Raw genomic sequence first — 16,852 nt, 5'->3', positions numbered from 1 at the left:
TGCACTCCGTATTGCGTTGAATATCAGAAATAAAGCGGATGACGCGTCAGGCGTGAGAACCGGACGGTTCCGGCGCGTCGCGCCGGAGTTGCCGCGCCGCATCGGCGCCGGGATGGGAGTCGGGCAAGGTCGGCCCCGCTCCGAACAGCTTTTCGCGCAGCGTGCCGTCGCGGTAGGCGCGCTTGTAGACACCACGCCGCTGCAATTCCGGCACGACGAGTTCGGCGAAGTCGCTGAAACTCTCGTGCGCGAGTACATAACCCAGATTGAAACCGTCGATACCCGTTTCTTCCATCCACGACTGCATCTCGTCGGCCACTTCGGCGGGCGAGCCGATCGCCAGCGCGCCACCGCCGCCTATCGCGGCGCGTTCCAGCACTTCCCGCAAGGTCCATTGACGATCCACGTCCGCGGTATAGCGCGCGATCGCCGATTGCATGCCTTCGGTGTGCACGTGCTTGAGCACATCGTCCAGTTGATAGGTCGAAAAGTCGATCCCGGTCCAGCGCGACAGCAACGCAGCCGTGCCTTCGTGACTCGCGTATTGCAGATAGTCGCGATGTTTGGCGTGCGCCGCTTCGCTGGTCGCGGCGGGAATCACCGCGAGCGACGCGAAGAACGCGATGTCCTCTGGCCGACGGCCGAACTTCACCGCGCGCTCGCGTATGTCGCTCACGATATCGCGCACGATCCGCTTCGTCGGCCCGCCGACGAACACGCATTCGGCGTGACGCGCGGCGAATTCGCGCCCGCGCCCGGACGCACCGGCCTGATACAGCACCGGCGATCGTTGCGGCGAGGGCTCGCCGATAAAGATGCCCTGACTGCGAAAATGCTCGCCCTGATGGTCGATCACATGCACCTTCGACGGATCGACGAAAACGCTCGCCGCGCGGTCGCGCAGCGCGGCGTCGTCTTCCCAGCTCGCTTCCCAGAGCTTGTAGACCAGCTCCATGTATTCCTCGGCAATTTCGTAGCGGGTGTCGTGCGGCTTCGCCGTCTCGCCCTTCAGCGCACGCGTGCCGCTGTCGCCGAAACTCGTGACGATATTCCAGCCGACCCGTCCGCCCGTCAGATGGTCGAGCGTATTCATGCGGCGCGCGAACAGATACGGCGGCTCGTAGGTCACGCTGCTCGTGACACCGAAGCCGAGATGCTGTGTGACGTGCGCCATCGCGGAGATCAGCAGCACCGGGTCGAGTCGCGGAAACTGCACGCCGAGCCTTAATGCCGGGTCGCTGCTGCCCTTGTAGACGTCGTACAGGCTGATACCGTCCGCGAGAAAAATGCCGTCGAAAAAGCCGTTTTCGGCGATACGCGCAAGATCGGTCCAGTAAGCGAGGCGGTTGTACTCGAGCGAACGATCGCGCGGATGCCGCCATAAACCCGCCGACAGATGCGACGGCGCGGCGAGTACGAAAGCGTTGATGCGAATCTCTTTAGCCATGGAAAGAAGTCGTGCTCACGTTCATGAGAGGGAAGCGTCGGCGGAGCTGACCGCATCCACCGCGGGCAGATCGAAATGACAGGCAATGCGGTGAGTCGCCGACAGCGGGCGCAATGCGGGCCGCTCGTTGCGGCAGCGCGCGCTCGCATGCGGACAGCGCGGCTCGAACAGACACCCCGGCGGCAGATCGAGCGGCGACGGAATCTCGCCGCGCGCGGCCACCGGGCCGTCGAGGCCCGCCTCGCTCGACGCGATCAGCGCCTGCGTGTACGGGTGACGCGCGCGGCGTATCACGTCGTCGCGCGTGCCCTGCTCCATCATCTCGCCGAGATAGAGCACGCCGACCCGGCTCGCCATATAGGCGACGACGGCGAGATCGTGCGAGATCAGCAGATAGCTCAAGCCGCGCTCGCGCTGTAGGTCTTTCAGCAGATTCAGAATCTGCGCCTGCACGGAGACGTCGAGTGCGGAAACAGGTTCGTCGAGCACCAGCGCCTGCGGTTCGAGCGCAAGGGCGCGCGCGATGGCGACCCGCTGCCGCTGGCCGCCGCTCAGTTCGCGCGGATAGCGGCGGCGCAGGGAAGAAGCGAGGCCCACGCTGTTCAGTATCGAATCGATGTACGGGTCGCGCTCGGCACCTTGCCGCAAACCGTGCGCACCAAGCGGCTCGCCAACGATACCCGCCACGCGTAAATGCGGACTCAACGCGCTATACGGGTCCTGCAGCACCGGTTGCACCGTGCGCCGCAGACGCTTTTCGCCGGACGCGTCGAGACTGCCGAGTACGAGGTCGCCGATCCGCACCTGTCCGCTGGTCGCCGGTTCGGCCGCCAGCAGCATGCGCGCGATGGTGCTTTTCCCCGAGCCCGATTCGCCCACGAGGCCGAAGGTTTCTCCCTTGGGAATCTCGAATGACACACCCGACACCGCATGCAGCGCACGCGCGCGGCCGAACAGACCGCGCCGCACGCTGTAGGTTCGATGCAGGTTCTCTGCGTGGACGAAACCGGTCTCGCTCATGCGGCTTCCCCTCGCCACGGACGCGCGTTGGCCGGCACCGCGATTCGGTTCGGCACCTCCCAGCAAGCGGCGGCGCGTGCGCCGTCGTCCCATGCAAACCAGTCGGGGTAACTCGCGCAACCAGCATGCGCATACTCGCAACGGGCGGCGAAACGGCAGCCGGTGCTGTCGGCGCGATCTGCCTGCGCACCGCCTTGCAGGGTCGCGAGGCGCTCCGTGTGCGCCGCGAGTCGGGGCGTGGAACGCAACAGGCCTTCGGTATAGGGATGCGCCGGGGTCGCGAAGACCTGTTCGATCGGACCGCGTTCGACGATCCGTCCCGCGTACATGACCGCAACGTCGTCGCAGAACTTGCGCGCCAGATGCAGATCGTGCGTGACGAACAGAATCGTCATGCCGCGCTGCCGTTGCAGCGTTCGCAGCAATTGCAGAATCTGCGCCTGCACGGTCACGTCGAGCGCGGTGGTCGGCTCGTCGCACAGCAGCAGTTCCGGCTCGCAGGCAATTGCGATGGCGATGCACACGCGCTGCCGCATGCCGCCGCTGAACTGGAACGGATAGCTGGCGAGCCGCTCGGCGGCAGCGGGAATGCCCACCGCCTCCAGCGCTTCGATCGACAGGCGGCGCAGCTCGCGCCGGTTTCGAATCCCGCGGTGATGCCGGAACGTCTCGGCGAGTTGCGCGCCGATCGTCAGGAGCGGGTTGAGCGAAGTCATGGCGTCCTGCAGCACCATGCCGATCCGTTTGCCGCGTATCCGGCGCAACGCGGCGCCCGTCTGGTCCGTCAACGTCAGGTCGTTGAAGCGCACCTCGCCCTCCACCACTTTGGCATTGCCCGCCAGCAGCCCGACGATCGACGCGCAGGTCATGCTTTTGCCCGAGCCGGACTCGCCCACCAGCGCCAGCGCGCGGCCGCGTTCCAGCTTCAGATTGACGTGATCGACGGCGGTCAGGATGCCCGCTGGTGTCGCGATACGGGTGGTCAGGTTGCGGGTTTCGAGAATGATGTCCATGAGACGCTCCACTATCACCACGCGTCGGGGACGGTCGCGTCGAAGCGCTCGCGCAACGCGTCGCCCAGCAGATTCGCGGCCAGCACCGTCAACGCCAGTGCAAGACCGGGAAACACGCAGATCCACCACGCGGTGTCGATCACGCCGCGCCCGTCGGCGATCATCCCGCCCCACGACGCGAGCGGCGGTTGAATGCCGAGTCCGAGAAAGCTCAGTGTCGATTCGAGAATGATTACGCTGCCGATATCGAGCGTGGCAAGCACCAGGAAAATCCCCGTGACATTGGGCGCGATATGCCGCGCGAGCGTGACGATTCGCGACACGCCGGCGAGCCGTGCGAGCAGCACGAATTCGCGCGACTTCAGCGTCAACGTTTCGCCGCGCAGCACGCGTGCGAAGCGGGCCCAGTGAGCCAGCGCGAGCAGCGCGATGAGATTGCCCAGATTCACGCCGATCGCGCCCGCGAGCACCATCGCGAGAATCACTGCGGGAAAAGCGAGCTGGATGTCGGCGAGCCGCATGACGACCGCGTCGACCGCGCCGCCCAGGTAACCTGCCGCCAGTCCCAGCACGGCGCCCACCGAGCCGGCCAATGCCACGGTACTCAGCGCGACGAAGAGCGAGACGCGCGCACCATAGAGCGTGCGCGTGAGCACGTCGCGGCCGATCTGGTCGGTACCGAACCAATGCGCCGCCGACGGCGCGCCGAGCACGTCGGACAGCGAGATCGCGGTGGGATCGGTCGCGATGAAGAGCGGCGCACCGAGCGCCGCCGCGACGACGACGAGCAGCACCAGCGCGGCCGCCCATTGCTGGATGCGGGCGATACGCCATGGTCGGCGCGACGAAGGCGCTGCGAGCAACAGAGCGGACAGCGGTTCGGCGGGCGTCTGTTCGAAATGGGGGGAAACGCGGGGCGAAACGCGGGGCGAAACGGTGGGCGAAAAGCCGGCCGAAAAGCGCGGCGAAGAACGGGGCGATGGGTGTGCAGGCTGCGGCTGTTGCGCGCCGTGGATGGGATCAGCCATAACGGATCCTTGGATCGAGCGCGGCGTACAACACGTCGACCGCCAGATTGGTCAGCGCGAACACGACGGCCGCAAATGCGACAGCCGCCTGCACGACGGTGTAGTCGAGATTGTTGATGGAGTCGTACAGAAGCTGACCGAGGCCCGGCCAGCCGAACACCACCTCGACCGACACCGCGCCGCCCATCAGCATGCCGAACTGCAGGGACAGAAACGTCAGCACCGGCAGTAATGCGTTGCGCAGCGCGTGGTTCAACACGACGACGTGCTCGGGCATTCCCTTGAGCCGCGCGAATTTCACGTACTCGCCCTGCAGCGCGGTCGACATGCTCGAACGGGTCAGCCGCAATACGCCGGCGCCCGCGTACCAGCCCAATGCGAGCGCGGGTAACACGAGGTGCCGGGCGGCACCGTAGCCGCTGGTCGGCAGCCAATGCAGTTGCAGCGAAAAGAACCGCACGAACACCAGGCCAAGAAAAAACGGCGGCACGCCCTGCCCGATCATGCCGAAGACGTTGCCGATCTGATCCGCCAGACCGGCGGGTCTGAGCGCGCCCAGCACACCGAGCGGCAGGCCCGTCAGCAGTCCCACCAGCATCGCCGCGATGGCCAGTTGCAAGGTCGGCCACGCAGCATGGACCACGACGGGCAACGCCGGCCGCGAGAAACGATACGAGTTGCCGAAGTCGCCGTGCGCCAGCTGTTCGAGGAAGCGCCCCAATTGCACCGGCAAAGGCTTGTCGAGCCCCATCTGTTGACGCAACACCTGGCGGTCCGCTTCGGTCGCTTCGGGCGGCAACATCAGATGCGTGGGGTCGCCGATCGCCCGCACCACGATGAAGATCATCGCAATGACGAGCAACACCGTGACGCAGCCTTGACCGAGGCGGCGCAGCAAGTAAGCGATCATGACCGACGCCTTGCGCGCGTCGGCAGGCGTTGCACGGAGAGAAGAGTTTGTGGATTCATCGCGTCGCTATCGATGGCCGGATTGCAGAAAGCGCAGGAAGGAGCGCGCAGTCTAAAGCCGTCATGCCGCATCGCTAAACGACCAATCATGCTAAGTAAATCGCATGAGGACGCTCGGGGAAAAAGCGATGTCGTCGTATTGGGCTATTCGACGTCGAAGCATCTTTTATCGATGCCTGGGTCAGCCATATCGATTCGATACCGTCTATATCGGTCGCAATAACGGCGTCTTCGCTGGATCGATTCCGCCTGCCCGGGGTGCCGAACTCAAAGCGCGGATTTGGACAGACGATCGGCGATGCCGAGGTCCGTCAGTATTTGCCACGTATGAACGCGGGAGTGACGAACCCCGAACCGCGTGGCGATCAATTCGCGAACACGGGCATTGGTCCACCTGTCGCTGCTAAAACCATGTGCGCGGGCCGATCCTTCGATCGCTGCGGTCAACCAGGCGAGTGCCTGCGCGTCCAGCGCGGGTGCCTTGCCGCCGAGACGCATGTCGCGCAGCCCCTCCAGCCCGTCGGCATCGAAAATGGATCGATAGCGGCGCACGGTCTGCACCGACAGCCGTAACTCGCTCGCCACCTCCTCGACGGTCGCGCCGTTGCCCAGCATGCGTGCGGCCGAAATCCTGCGCGCGACGCTCGGTAGTTCATCTCGCGGATTGCGCATCGTCCTGCTCCCGCCCATCACGAAAAGACGCATGAAAATGCATATTGTGGTGAAGAACAAATAGGCGATTTTTACCCGCCATGCAAATTATCTCTTTGCGGACCCTCCAGATTAGGCAGCGTTTTATCGAGGCATGGCGGTTATCGCCGATGATGCACCGGATCGCCCTGGTCAGACCGTTTCCAAAAATGCCTTGCATTCCGAAAGAACGTTATCTATCGTCCTAAGCGTGACGTAATTCGGTGAATTTTCCAACGCGTGGCCGGCAGGCTCTCGCGCTTATCCACATTGAATCGTGGCCGGTTTCAGTTAAATAAAATGGCGAACTTCGGCAGTTATCAGATGCCGCATGAATTCGTGTCTGCCCGACGTATTTATTAAAGATCGATTTAATAATTTATACGAGGATTAAAAATGGATAATTCCGTCCGGCTTGCGGCAGGCATTAACACGTTCGCGTTTTATTCAGACACGGCAATCCAGTATTTCTGGCGTCCCGCATTACTCGTAGTTTGTCTCGGCCTTTCCCCTTGCGCATTCGCGCAGAAACCCGCCATTTATCCCTCGCACGGACAAAGCCCGGAGCGTCAGGCATCCGATGACGGCGCCTGTTATGCCTGGGCCAAACAGAACACCGGCGTCGACCCCGCTGTCGTCGCGCAGGCGCCGCCACCGCCGATGGCGCCCACCGGCGCGCGTGTTGCGGGCGCGGCGCGCGGGGCGGCGGCGGGCGCCATCATCGGCGATGTCAATCATCACGACGCGGGTCACGGCGCAGCCGTGGGTGCGACCGCAGGCGCCATGGTCGGCGGGGTCCGCAGCCGGCAACAGCATGCGGCTCAGGCGCAGTACGCGCAGGCCAGCCAGCAGTCCACGCTGAACCTGTACTGGCGCGCCTATGGCGCCTGCATGCAGGGCAAGGGCTACGCGGTTCAATAGCCATCCTGAACGTGGTTCGGAAGATTTTCCGCATCGGTACCCGATAGCGGCTCTGACTTTTTGTCCCGAGGAGAAAGACATGCTCCGTTTCAACCGGCTCATGGCGGTGTGCGCAACGATCGTCGCGGCGCTGGCGCTGCCTGGCGTTCCGGTCGTTCGGACAGCCAGCGCGCAGGATGCCGGCGTCGCCTCCGGCACACCGGCCGTCGGTGCCATGGCGCTGCTTCATATCCAGGCGAGCGTCGTCGGTATATCGCCCGATTCCAACACCGTCACGCTGCGTGGACCTCGCGGGAACCTCGCGGTGATCGAAATCAATCGGGAAGTCGCGGACGTGACGAAGTTGCGCGTCGGCGACACCGTCGACATTGCCTACAAGAACGCGATTCTGATCAGCGCGGACAAGCTGGCCACCCGCGGCATTCGCGAGCGCGTGGAGACCGAGGTCGCGCAGCCGGCTTCGGGCGGCGTGGTGGCGTCCGCGCGACGCGTGGAAGTGATCGCTACCGTTCAGAAGATCGACCGCAAGCATGGCCGGATTACGTTGCGGGGACCGGAACGCACGGAGACTTTCGACGCGACGCCCGATATTGCGCTCGACAAACTGAAGACCGGCGATTCCGTCCGTGCGGTGTTCGTGGCTGCCGCGGCTGCGTCGGTATCGCGGGACGGCGTCGAAGTGAAGTAGTCGTCTCACACGTCGTCAAGGGGCCGTCATGACATGGATGAACACTTTCCGCCATAAGCGGAATACGCCCCTGCTGACGACGCTGACCATGCTGCTGATTGTTTGTACGACCGGTCTCGTGACCACGCCCGGCATCGCCGGCGAAGACCGCGACAACGAAAACGCCGAGGCCGCCGGCGCTCGCGCCCACTTCGCGGCAGAGTTTTGCGGTACGCAGTCGACCCGCATCGAGCGGTACAAGTCGAAGCTGAAAAGCAGGCTCACCGATGCCACCGACTTCGAGAACCGATGGCAACGAGGCTGGAATACCGAAGCCGACCAGACGATACAGTTTCGCGCGCTTCGCTCGAGCGACCCGAAAGAATATGCCACACGTGTGAAGGCCGATTGCGAACGACTCGGATGGCAAGCGAGAAACGCCGTGAGACAGACACGGTGAGCGTTACCTGAGCGCAGCGCGTCTACTGGGTCACTGGTTGTCAGTCACTTCGGAGAATTCATGAACCTGTCGATCTTTCGTTGCAGCGATTCCGGGTGTGATACCGGGCATGATGTCAGTCGCCATGCGGGCCGCGGCGGACCAGCGATGATAAAAAAACGGCTGCTGCTTGGCTGCCTCGTCGCGCTCGCCCATGTTGCGAGTCCCGCATTCGCGCAGGCGCCGTCGTCGGGCAGCGACGAACCGCTCGCCGCGCAGCCGGAGATGCAAACCCCGGCGGTCGACGCCCTGAACCGGCTCGGGACGTATCTACGCGGTCTGAACAGCTTCCGTATCGAGGCGGACAGCGTGACGGATGGCGTCGTGACAACCGGACAGACCATCGGCTTCCTGCACCACACCGAGATGTCCGTACGGAAGCCGGACAGGTTCAAAATTGTCATAACAGGCAGCCGCGCGCCGAAGGGTATGGTCTACGACGGCCACTCCGTCGTGCTGTTCGACGACACCCATCGCTACTACAGCAGACTCCCGGCACCGCCCACCATCAAGCAGGTGGTCACCGACGCCGACGAAAAATACGGCGTGCAGATTCCGCTGGTCGATCTGTTTTACTGGGGCCAGCAGGAAGACGACAAGACCTTGACCAGTGCGTTGTTCATCGGACTCGACAAGGTCGACGGCAAGTGGTGCAACCACTACGCGTACCAGCAGCCGGGGCTCGACTGGGAGCTCTGGATCGAGAGCGGCTCGCGCCCGTTGCCGTGCCGCTTCGTCGTGACGGATACCACGCAGCCGTCGCGGCCGCAGCACGCGGTCAATTATCACTGGACGCTGAATCCGAAATTCGATGCGGCCACTTTCAGATTCCAGCCGGGTCGCGGCGCGCATGAAATCCCGTTCCGCGAACCGGACCCATCGCCGGACGACGGGCAGCAAGGAGACGCGCAATGAAACCACTCACGCGTCTTACTGGCATTGCGCTGGTCGTCGCATTCTCGACGACATCGACGACGACTTTTGCATTCGGCATGCGCGGCGGCGCGCGCACGAGCGTCCATGGCGGAGGGGGATTTCACGGCGGAAATTTCGGCGGTGCACCGCATGGCGGTGGGGGAAATTTCGGCGGACCGTCGGGGGGTGGCGGTGGGAATTTCGGTGGCGCACCGCATGGCGGCGGCGGGAATTCTGGTGGTCCGTCGGGGGGAGGCGGCGGTCCGTCGCATGGTGGCGGTGGTGGGCAGCCGTCTCATGGTGGTGGTAATGGCGGCGGTGGCGGTGGCGGTGGGAACTCTCACAACGGTGGTGGTGGTGGTGGCGGCAACGGTGGCGGTGGTGGCGGCAATTCCCACGGCGGTGGCGGAGGCGGCGATCACCACGACGATGGACACCACGACGATGGACACCACGACGACGGACACCACGACGACGGGCACCACGACGATGGACACCACGACGATGGACACCACGACGATGGCCATCACGACGACGACCATCATCACCACGACGACGGCTGGTACGTGGACCCGGTGGCAGTCGGCGTTGCGGTCGGCGTCACCACCGCGGTGGTGGTCGGCGCCACGGTCGCGTCCTTGCCGCCGAGTTGTTCCAGCATCATCGTCAACGGCATTGCGTATCAGCAATGTGGCGGCTACTGGTACCAGCCTCAATACGTAGGCTCGACCGTGCAGTACGTGGTGGTCAATCCGCCGAGGTGAAGGCCCGATGCTGCCGATGGGACGATCTGATCCAGGTCGTCCCTATCGCCAATGTCGAAGTACGAGTTCAACGGGCGCTCAGCCTACCTCGAGGCCCGCTGAGCCGCCAGCACACCCCAATACGAAGCTTCCTCGAACAACGACATACCCGACAGATCCGCATGCGCAAAAAGAACCGGACCGTCGACTTCACGCAGTGCGTTCAAGCCGGGGCGGCTGAGAAAGCCGACATCCGGCGTAGCCATCGCATGACCGCGCACGGTGACTTCGAGTGCCGCCGCATGACGCCATAAATCGCGGCCATAGGCGGGGAACAGATCGATCGCGGCCTGCTCGCGCAGATCCTCGGCACGTGCCGCGACCAGCCAGCGTCGCGTCTCGTCGGGTGTTCTGACATCGAGCGCCTGATACGCGGAAAACACCGACCGCTGCGGTGGCGACAGTCGAATCAGTTGATGCGTCGACACCACGTAACCGAGCCCGGGACCGTGATACACCACGTTATCCCACGCGAGCGGCACGCCTTGCGCTTCACGGGGCATGCCGTCCATCAGGAAATTGGAAACCAGCCACGGCGCGCGTGGCGGTAAGTCGCGCGACGCATCGAAACCCTGAGCGCTCATGCTGGGTATCACATGGCGAGCGACGAATAAGGGCATGGCACTGACCACGCGCCTTGCTCTGAGCACGAAGGTGCTGAGCGAGTTATCGCTGCCCACGCGTACGCACAATACTTCTACACGTCGGCTCTTTTCGTCGACCCGCGCGGCGAATCCCGATCGCAGCCATGTTGCGGCGCCCACCCGCTGCGTGATCGACGCGCTGAGCTTGCTCACCATGCTGTGCAGACCGTCCGGCCACGTCAATACCGCACCGTCTTCGGCATTGCGGGCGTGACCGCCGCGCGACGAAAAGTAATGCAACCCCGCCCACGCCGACACCGCTTCGTAGCCCGCGCCGAAATCGTCGCGGCACGCGTAATTCAGATACCAGTGCAGCGAAGGCGCGCTATAGCCCTCATCGAGCAGCCACTGTTTGAACGAGCGTTTGTCCAGCGCGCGCCAGCGTGCATCTTGCGACGACTGCGCGAGCGGAATGCAGAACACCTTGCGGCCGTCGTCGCCGAAGGCCGTGCGCAGCGTGTCGGTATAGGCGAAAAAGCGCTGCTGTTGCGCGAGTTCCGCAGCGCTCACGCCGAGTGTGGGCACGAGTCCGTCCTGCCACTGCCCGTTGATCAGCAGGCGTTCGTCGGGAGCATGAACCAGCACGGTTTCGTCGAACACCGGTCGGGCGGTGAACGGATCCGCCTCGATCACGCCGAGGTCCGCGAGCATGTCGCGCAAGTGGACCGATTCCATCGAAGGCAGCGGCAGATAGTGCGCGCCCTTCGGATAACCGAGATCGCCATAACGCCCGCCCGCCGCATTGCCGCCGAACTCGGGCCCAGCGAGCACGACGAAGTCCTTGTGCCCTGCCCGCGCGAGATGCCATGCGCACGACAAACCGGCCGCGCCCGCGCCGAGAATCGCAATGTCCGTTTCAAGCGTGCCGGACGGCGCCGGCAAGCTACGGTGGTCGCGCAGCGCATGCCCTTCGCGCATACCAGGGCTATCGATCGACGGCGTCGTCTCGACCCAGCCGTTGCGGCCACAGGCGGCCAGCGACGCCGCCGCGCCGGTCAGCAGAAAAGTGCGGCGGTCCATTAGCGCAGCACGTGCTTCCAGTCTTCGTCGAAAAGGCGGACGAGCGGCTGGTCGTTCAACTGGTTCGGCGCCATCGGCAACGCGGGCATGTCGGCGGGGAAATGAAACATCTCGACGGCGGTTTGCGCATCGAGCCAGCGCAGTGGCTCCGCATAGTGGGTTGGAACCGTATAGTCGCGGCGCTTGCCCGCAATCACGAAACCCCAATCGCCGAACGAGGGCACATAGCAATGGTACGGCCACGTATTGAAGCCGGCCTCGCGCAGCGTGTCGACAATCGTCCAGTACGCATGCGGCGCGAAATACGGCGAGGTCGACTGAATTACCGCATAGCCGTTCTCCGACAGATGCCGCGCGAGCATCCGGTACACCGGCACCGAATACAGGCGCCCCAGACCGAAGTTGGTCGGATCGGGAAAGTCCACGACGATGGCGTCGAATACGTCGGCATTGGATTCGAGCCAACGTACCGCGTCGTCGTTGATGACATGCACGCGCGGGTCTTTCAGCGAACCCTGGTTGAGTTCGACGAGCGGCGCGGAAGTCGAAAAGAGCCGCGTCATCGCCGGGTCGAGATCGACCAGCGTGACCGTCTGTATGTTGCGATGCTTGAGGATCTCACGTACGGCCAGCCCGTCGCCGCCGCCGAGCACCAGAACGTGCCTCGCCCACGGCAGTGCTTCGAGCGTCGGATGAATCAGCGCTTCGTGATAACGATGCTCGTCGCGCGAAGAGAATTGCAGATTGCCGTTCAGATACAGCCGCATGTCGTCGTGCCATTGCGTGAGCACGATGCGCTGGTAAGGCGTGGTCTCGGAGAAGATGGTTTCGTCGCCGTACAGTCCGTGCTCGGCCCAATGCGTCATGCGCTCCGACAACGCGAAACCCGCGCCGAGCAGACTGATGACCAGCGCGGCGCGCGCCAGCTTACCCGGCACGTTACTGATTTCCGCGCGAAACGTATGGGTGGTCCACAACGCCACCATCGCATTCAGAATACCGAACAGAAAACCCGTGCGCAGCAGGCCGAGCCGCGGCGCAAGCACGAGCGGAAACAGCAGCGAGACCGCGAGCGAGCCGAGATAATCGAAACTCAGCACGTCGCTGACGGTATGGCGAAACGCCTGGCGGCGCTGCTGGAACGCGCGCATCACCAGCGGTATTTCCATGCCGATCAGCGTGCCGAGTATCAGCACCATCGCATAGAGCGCCGCGCGAAACGGCGCGGAGAGCCACGCGAATACACCGAACAGCAACGCGGCCGACAGGCCGCCGAGCAGACCGACCAGCAGCTCGATATCGACGAAACGGTCGAGCACGTCGTCGTCGTCGATAAACTTCGCAAGCCATGAGCCGACACCCATCGCAAACAGGTAGCAGCCGATCACCGATGAGAACTGCAATACCGAGTCGCCGAGCAGATAGCTCGACAGGGTACTGCTGATCAATTCATAACCGAGTCCGCATGAAGCGAGAACCAGTACCGAAAGAATCAGTATGCGATTATGCCGGATCATTGCGCTGGGCACTCCGGTCCGATCTGGCTATACTAGCGACGATTTCAGCGTTGCATTTAATCACGCTGTACCCATAATCGAGGCCGGCACAATCGGCATGCGCGTTTGCATCCACATCGGCATTCGCACCTGCATGCCCGGCATACACAATCCGGGGGACTGAATGAATGATGCCTTTTCTTATGGGATTCATTTACTGTCGGCGTTTGTGCTAATTCTCATATTCGCGGCAGTTTACCTCAAGGTCACACCGTTCGACGAATTGGGTCTGATCCGCGAAGGCAATGTCGCCGCGCTGCTTTCCTTTGCCGGTGCCCTGCTCGGCTTCTGCCTGACGCTTGCTTCGAGCATTGCTCATAACTCCACCCTCATGCTGGTATTGATCTGGGCGCTGGGTGCAATGGTCGTGCAGGTCATCACGTACGCATTGCTCACGCGCCTGCTGCCCGGCATGAACGAGGCGATCGAATCGCGCAATACCGCAATGGGCGGGTTAATGGGCACGGCCTCGCTTGTGGTCGGTATCATCAATGCAGCCTGTCTCACCTGATTCACACGGCGCCATACGCCAGGGAGTCCATCATGAGTCTCGGTTCGTTTATTCGCAAACAGTTCGTCGATGTACTGCAGTGGCTGGAAGACGGCGACGGCGTACTGGCGTGGCGTTTTCCCATGGAGGATCAGGAAATCCAGTACGGCGGCCAATTGACCGTACGCGAATCGCAAATGGCGATATTCGTCAACGAAGGGCGAATCGCCGATGTATTCAGCCCCGGTCTTTACACGCTGACGACGCGTACGCTGCCGGTACTCACCAGTTTGCGCAATTGGGACAAGCTGTTCCAGTCGCCCTTCAAATCCGACGTGTACTTTTTCAGCACGCGTTTGCAGTTGGGACGCCGCTGGGGAACACCGCAGCCGGTCACGATTCGCGACCGCGAATTCGGGCTGGTGCAGGTGCGGGCGTTCGGCATTTACTCGTACCGGGTGGTCGACGTGCCGGCGTTTCATCGCGAGATAAGCGGGACGCGCGCAGTCTATACGGTCGACGATCTGGAGCAGCAATTGCGCAATCTCGTGGTCACCGCCATGAGTGTCGCGTTCGGCTCCGCCGACGTTGCCTTCGTGGATATGGCGGCGAATCAGGAAGTCCTGTCGCAGCGAATCGGCACGGCGCTCGCGCCCACCTTTGCGCGCTATGGGGTCACGCTCGATTCGTTCACCGTGCAAAGCGTGTCGCTACCCGAAGCCTTGCAGAAGGCACTCGACGCCCGCATTAGCGTCGGCGTGAGCGGCGATCTGAACAGGTTCGCGCAGTACCAGGCGGCGCAGTCCATCCCGCTCGCGGCGCAGAACCCGGGCGGCGTCGCCGGAATCGGTGCGGGAATCGCGGCCGGCGCGGCCATCGCGCAAAGCATGACGGGCGCGCTGAACGCGCCACCGCACACGCCGCAAACTACTCCGCCGGCGAATCCGTCGAACGATTACGTCGAGCGTCTTCAGCAACTCAAGACCCTGCTCGACAAAGGCCTCGTCACCGAAGACGACTATGCGAAGGCGAAAGCCGACATTCTCGCGAAGCTGACTCAATAAAGCGTATCGATGTTCAGTACTTCGTGTCCTCAATGCGGTGCACCGCTCGAATTCCGATCCGCTGCGGCCGTCATGACCGTGTGCGCGTCGTGCCGCAGCACGCTGCTCAAACGTGGCGAGGCGGTCGAGCGGCTGGGTGAAATAGCATCGGTATTCGAGGACTATTCGCCGCTGCAGCTCGGTGTGACGGGCTCGCATGGGTCGCGACCGTTCTCCCTGCTCGGCCGCATCCAGTTGCGTTACGACGCAGGATTCTGGACAGAGTGGTATGCGGTATTCGACGACGGCAGTTTCGGCTGGCTCTCCGATGCGTCCGGCCAATACACCGTGACCACGCAGCAGAATCGGGAAAACGCAGGTAATAACTTGCCGCTTTTCGATTCACTGCGCCCGGGCGTCGGGTTCGAATTCGACGGCCAGCGCTATCTCGCATCGGATATACGCACAGCGCAATGCGTGGGCGGAGAAGGAGAATTGCCATTCAGCGTCGGCAACGGCTGGCAGGCACGCGTGGCGGACTTTCGTTATGAAGACCGGTTCATCACGCTGGACTACTCGGACTCGGACTCCGGCGCACCGGTAGTCTACAAAGGCGAGTCGGTGGAGCTCGACGCGTTGGCCTGTCGAGGTCTACGCGACGAAGCGGAGATTCGCGAATCGGCCGGCCGCTACCGCGGCGAACTGGGTGCGTTCACGTGCCCGAGTTGCGGTGCGGCGCTCGAGTGTCCGGTCGGCGTCGCCAATTACGTGATTTGCGGTGCCTGCCATGCGGGCGTCGATTGCAGTGCCGAACAGACCACGCTGTTTTCCAGGAAGCGCGAAGTCGAAGCGATCGAAACGGCATTGCCGCTCGGTGCGAGCGCAACCTTCGATGGCGCGAAGTACACCGTACTCGGCGTGATGCGTTGCCGTACATCCGATGGCGAATCCGTCTGGGACGAATATCTGCTTCATCACCTCGAACGCGGCTTTCTGTGGCTCGTGCATAGCGAGGGCGCGTGGGAGCGCGTCGAGGTGCTCAATACCTGGCCGATGCTAAGCCAGGACGGCAAGGTACTGGAAAGCGGCAAGACCTATCGCGAGCAGGAGCGCTACGACGCGCAGGTGACCTACGTGGCCGGCGCATTCAACTGGCGGGTACAGGTCGGCGATAGCACGTCGATCGTCGATTTCAAATGGCGCGACTTCAAGATGACTCGCGAAACCACCGCCGCTGAAATCGTCTGGTCGCGTGCCAGACCGATCGGCAATAACAAGGTGGCCGAACGCTTCGGCCTGCCCGCGCTGGCGGCCCAAAAGAAGGAAACCGTTTCAAAGGCAAACGCAGGCAGCGACGCAAAAGAAGCGACTACCGTCGGCTTCGGTCCATGGCCCTGGGTCGCGACCGTCGGCATGGCGTTCATCAATTTCGACAAGCTGTTCGAATTCGACGGCGCGACGGTTCTGGTGGTCGTCGGCATGGTGGCGTTGTGGGCGCCGGAGTGGATCTGGCGGTCCTTTCATCAGGAGTCGAAGTGAAGCTGCGGCACGTGCTGTACATCCTTTACGCGGCCACCGTGGTCGTCATGTTCAGTTGCACGACGATGACGGGCAGCGGTGGCAGCGGCGGCTCCGGTTATGGCTCGACGTCGTCGCGTAGCGGCTATTCGTCGTATGGGTCGCATAAATGAGCAGCGAAACGAGCAGCGAAACAAGCACCGGGACGAGCGCGGCCCACCCTACGCTCACGCCGCGCGATGCGCACGGCACGCATGTGCTCGCCGATCTCGACGGTATCGCAGCCGCCCTGCTGCGTGATGCCACGGCGCTCGAAACGATTCTGGTGGACGCCGCACACGCCGCCGGTGCGACCGTGTTATCGGCGCATTTTCATCGGTTCGGCGGTGCGCAAGGCGTAACGGGTGTCGTTCTGCTCGCAGAGTCGCATATCACGATTCACACGTGGCCCGAGCATCGCTTCGCGGCGCTGGATATTTTCATGTGTGGACGCGCCGATGCCGGCCACGCAGTCGCCAGGATCGCTCGAGCGTTACGAGCCGAAGTGCAGAGCGTTCGAACATGCGAGCGCGGATCAACAACGCCTGGCTGAAGGCGGCGTCTCATTCG

General features: G+C 63.2%; 18 protein-coding genes. 10 read left to right on the top strand and 8 right to left on the bottom strand.

Features of this window, described 5'->3' with window-relative positions; genetic code table 11:
• Positions 1-46 precede the first annotated feature (46 nt).
• The 6 genes from FQ746_RS02625 to FQ746_RS02600 all read right to left on the bottom strand — a co-directional run bounded on the left by FQ746_RS02625 (position 47) and on the right by FQ746_RS02600 (position 6,149).
• Complete coding sequence (locus FQ746_RS02625) at positions 47-1,447, bottom strand: LLM class flavin-dependent oxidoreductase (protein ID WP_144107255.1); 1,401 nt, start codon at positions 1,445-1,447, stop codon at positions 47-49.
• A 21-nt stretch (positions 1,448-1,468) separates the two neighbouring features.
• Positions 1,469-2,467, bottom strand: a complete 999-nt coding sequence (locus FQ746_RS02620; RefSeq protein WP_144107253.1) for an ABC transporter ATP-binding protein — start codon at positions 2,465-2,467, stop codon at positions 1,469-1,471.
• Positions 2,464-3,480 carry an ABC transporter ATP-binding protein gene (locus FQ746_RS02615; RefSeq protein ID WP_144107251.1) on the bottom strand — a complete coding sequence of 339 codons (1,017 nt, stop codon included), beginning with the start codon at positions 3,478-3,480 and terminating at the stop codon, positions 2,464-2,466. The genes FQ746_RS02620 and FQ746_RS02615 overlap by 4 nt, the downstream gene beginning before the upstream one ends.
• Before the next feature lie 14 nt (positions 3,481-3,494).
• The gene (locus tag FQ746_RS02610; protein ID WP_222105842.1) at positions 3,495-4,508 is read right to left on the bottom strand and encodes an ABC transporter permease; all 1,014 of its coding nucleotides are present in this window, start codon (positions 4,506-4,508) and stop codon (positions 3,495-3,497) included.
• The gene (locus FQ746_RS02605; protein ID WP_144107247.1) at positions 4,501-5,418 is read right to left on the bottom strand and encodes an ABC transporter permease; all 918 of its coding nucleotides are present in this window, start codon (positions 5,416-5,418) and stop codon (positions 4,501-4,503) included. The genes FQ746_RS02610 and FQ746_RS02605 overlap by 8 nt, the downstream gene beginning before the upstream one ends.
• Positions 5,419-5,744: 326 nt before the next feature.
• Positions 5,745-6,149 carry a helix-turn-helix domain-containing protein gene (locus tag FQ746_RS02600; RefSeq protein ID WP_144107245.1) on the bottom strand — a complete coding sequence of 135 codons (405 nt, stop codon included), beginning with the start codon at positions 6,147-6,149 and terminating at the stop codon, positions 5,745-5,747.
• A gap of 414 nt (positions 6,150-6,563) precedes the next feature.
• Between FQ746_RS02600 and FQ746_RS02595 the strand changes: the two genes are divergently transcribed.
• The 5 genes from FQ746_RS02595 (at position 6,564) to FQ746_RS35475 (ending at position 9,933) form a co-directional block, all read left to right on the top strand.
• A complete protein-coding gene (locus FQ746_RS02595; RefSeq protein ID WP_144107243.1) occupies positions 6,564-7,088 on the top strand; it encodes a glycine zipper domain-containing protein in 525 nt (174 codons plus the stop codon).
• 79 nt (positions 7,089-7,167) lie between these two features.
• Positions 7,168-7,776, top strand: a complete 609-nt coding sequence (locus FQ746_RS02590) for a copper-binding protein (protein ID WP_260853855.1) — start codon at positions 7,168-7,170, stop codon at positions 7,774-7,776.
• A gap of 28 nt (positions 7,777-7,804) precedes the next feature.
• Positions 7,805-8,215 (top strand): hypothetical protein, encoded by a 411-nt coding sequence (locus tag FQ746_RS02585; protein ID WP_144107241.1) that lies wholly within the window; start codon positions 7,805-7,807, stop codon positions 8,213-8,215.
• Positions 8,216-8,362: 147 nt separating this feature from the next.
• Entirely contained in the window at positions 8,363-9,169 is an 807-nt protein-coding gene (locus tag FQ746_RS02580) for a DUF2092 domain-containing protein (RefSeq protein WP_186310609.1), read from the top strand.
• A complete protein-coding gene (locus FQ746_RS35475) occupies positions 9,166-9,933 on the top strand; it encodes a hypothetical protein (protein ID WP_186310608.1) in 768 nt (255 codons plus the stop codon). Before FQ746_RS02580 ends, FQ746_RS35475 begins: the two co-directional genes overlap by 4 nt.
• Before the next feature lie 83 nt (positions 9,934-10,016).
• Here the strand turns inward: FQ746_RS35475 and FQ746_RS02565 are convergent, their stop codons facing one another.
• Together FQ746_RS02565 and FQ746_RS02560 are read right to left on the bottom strand one after the other, a co-directional pair.
• Positions 10,017-11,636, bottom strand: a complete 1,620-nt coding sequence (locus FQ746_RS02565; RefSeq protein WP_144107235.1) for an FAD-dependent oxidoreductase — start codon at positions 11,634-11,636, stop codon at positions 10,017-10,019.
• On the bottom strand, positions 11,636-13,150 hold the full coding sequence (locus FQ746_RS02560; protein ID WP_144107320.1) for a polyamine aminopropyltransferase: 1,515 nt from the start codon (positions 13,148-13,150) through the stop codon (positions 11,636-11,638). The genes FQ746_RS02565 and FQ746_RS02560 overlap by 1 nt, the downstream gene beginning before the upstream one ends.
• 166 nt (positions 13,151-13,316) lie before the next feature.
• Here FQ746_RS02560 and FQ746_RS02555 point away from each other — a divergent pair, with 166 nt between their 5' ends.
• From FQ746_RS02555 to speD, 5 genes are read left to right on the top strand one after another with little or no spacing between them, the layout of a single operon-like run.
• Positions 13,317-13,703 (top strand): DUF350 domain-containing protein, encoded by a 387-nt coding sequence (locus tag FQ746_RS02555; protein ID WP_144107233.1) that lies wholly within the window; start codon positions 13,317-13,319, stop codon positions 13,701-13,703.
• A 32-nt stretch (positions 13,704-13,735) separates the two neighbouring features.
• A complete protein-coding gene (locus tag FQ746_RS02550; RefSeq protein ID WP_144107231.1) occupies positions 13,736-14,746 on the top strand; it encodes an SPFH domain-containing protein in 1,011 nt (336 codons plus the stop codon).
• A 9-nt stretch (positions 14,747-14,755) separates the two neighbouring features.
• Positions 14,756-16,264, top strand: coding sequence for a DUF4178 domain-containing protein (locus tag FQ746_RS02545; protein WP_144107229.1), 1,509 nt, complete (start codon positions 14,756-14,758; stop codon positions 16,262-16,264).
• Positions 16,261-16,416, top strand: coding sequence for a hypothetical protein (locus tag FQ746_RS34655; protein WP_186310616.1), 156 nt, complete (start codon positions 16,261-16,263; stop codon positions 16,414-16,416). Before FQ746_RS02545 ends, FQ746_RS34655 begins: the two co-directional genes overlap by 4 nt.
• Entirely contained in the window at positions 16,413-16,835 is a 423-nt protein-coding gene (gene speD / locus FQ746_RS02540; protein WP_144107227.1) for an adenosylmethionine decarboxylase, read from the top strand. The genes FQ746_RS34655 and speD overlap by 4 nt, the downstream gene beginning before the upstream one ends.
• Positions 16,836-16,852 lie beyond the last annotated feature (17 nt).

The sequence above is a fragment of the Paraburkholderia sp. BCC1886 genome, from assembly GCF_900996245.1.
GTDB lineage: Bacteria > Pseudomonadota > Gammaproteobacteria > Burkholderiales > Burkholderiaceae > Paraburkholderia.
The sequence above is the reverse complement of the archived record's forward strand: the minus strand, read 5'-3'. Positions and strand labels throughout refer to the sequence as shown.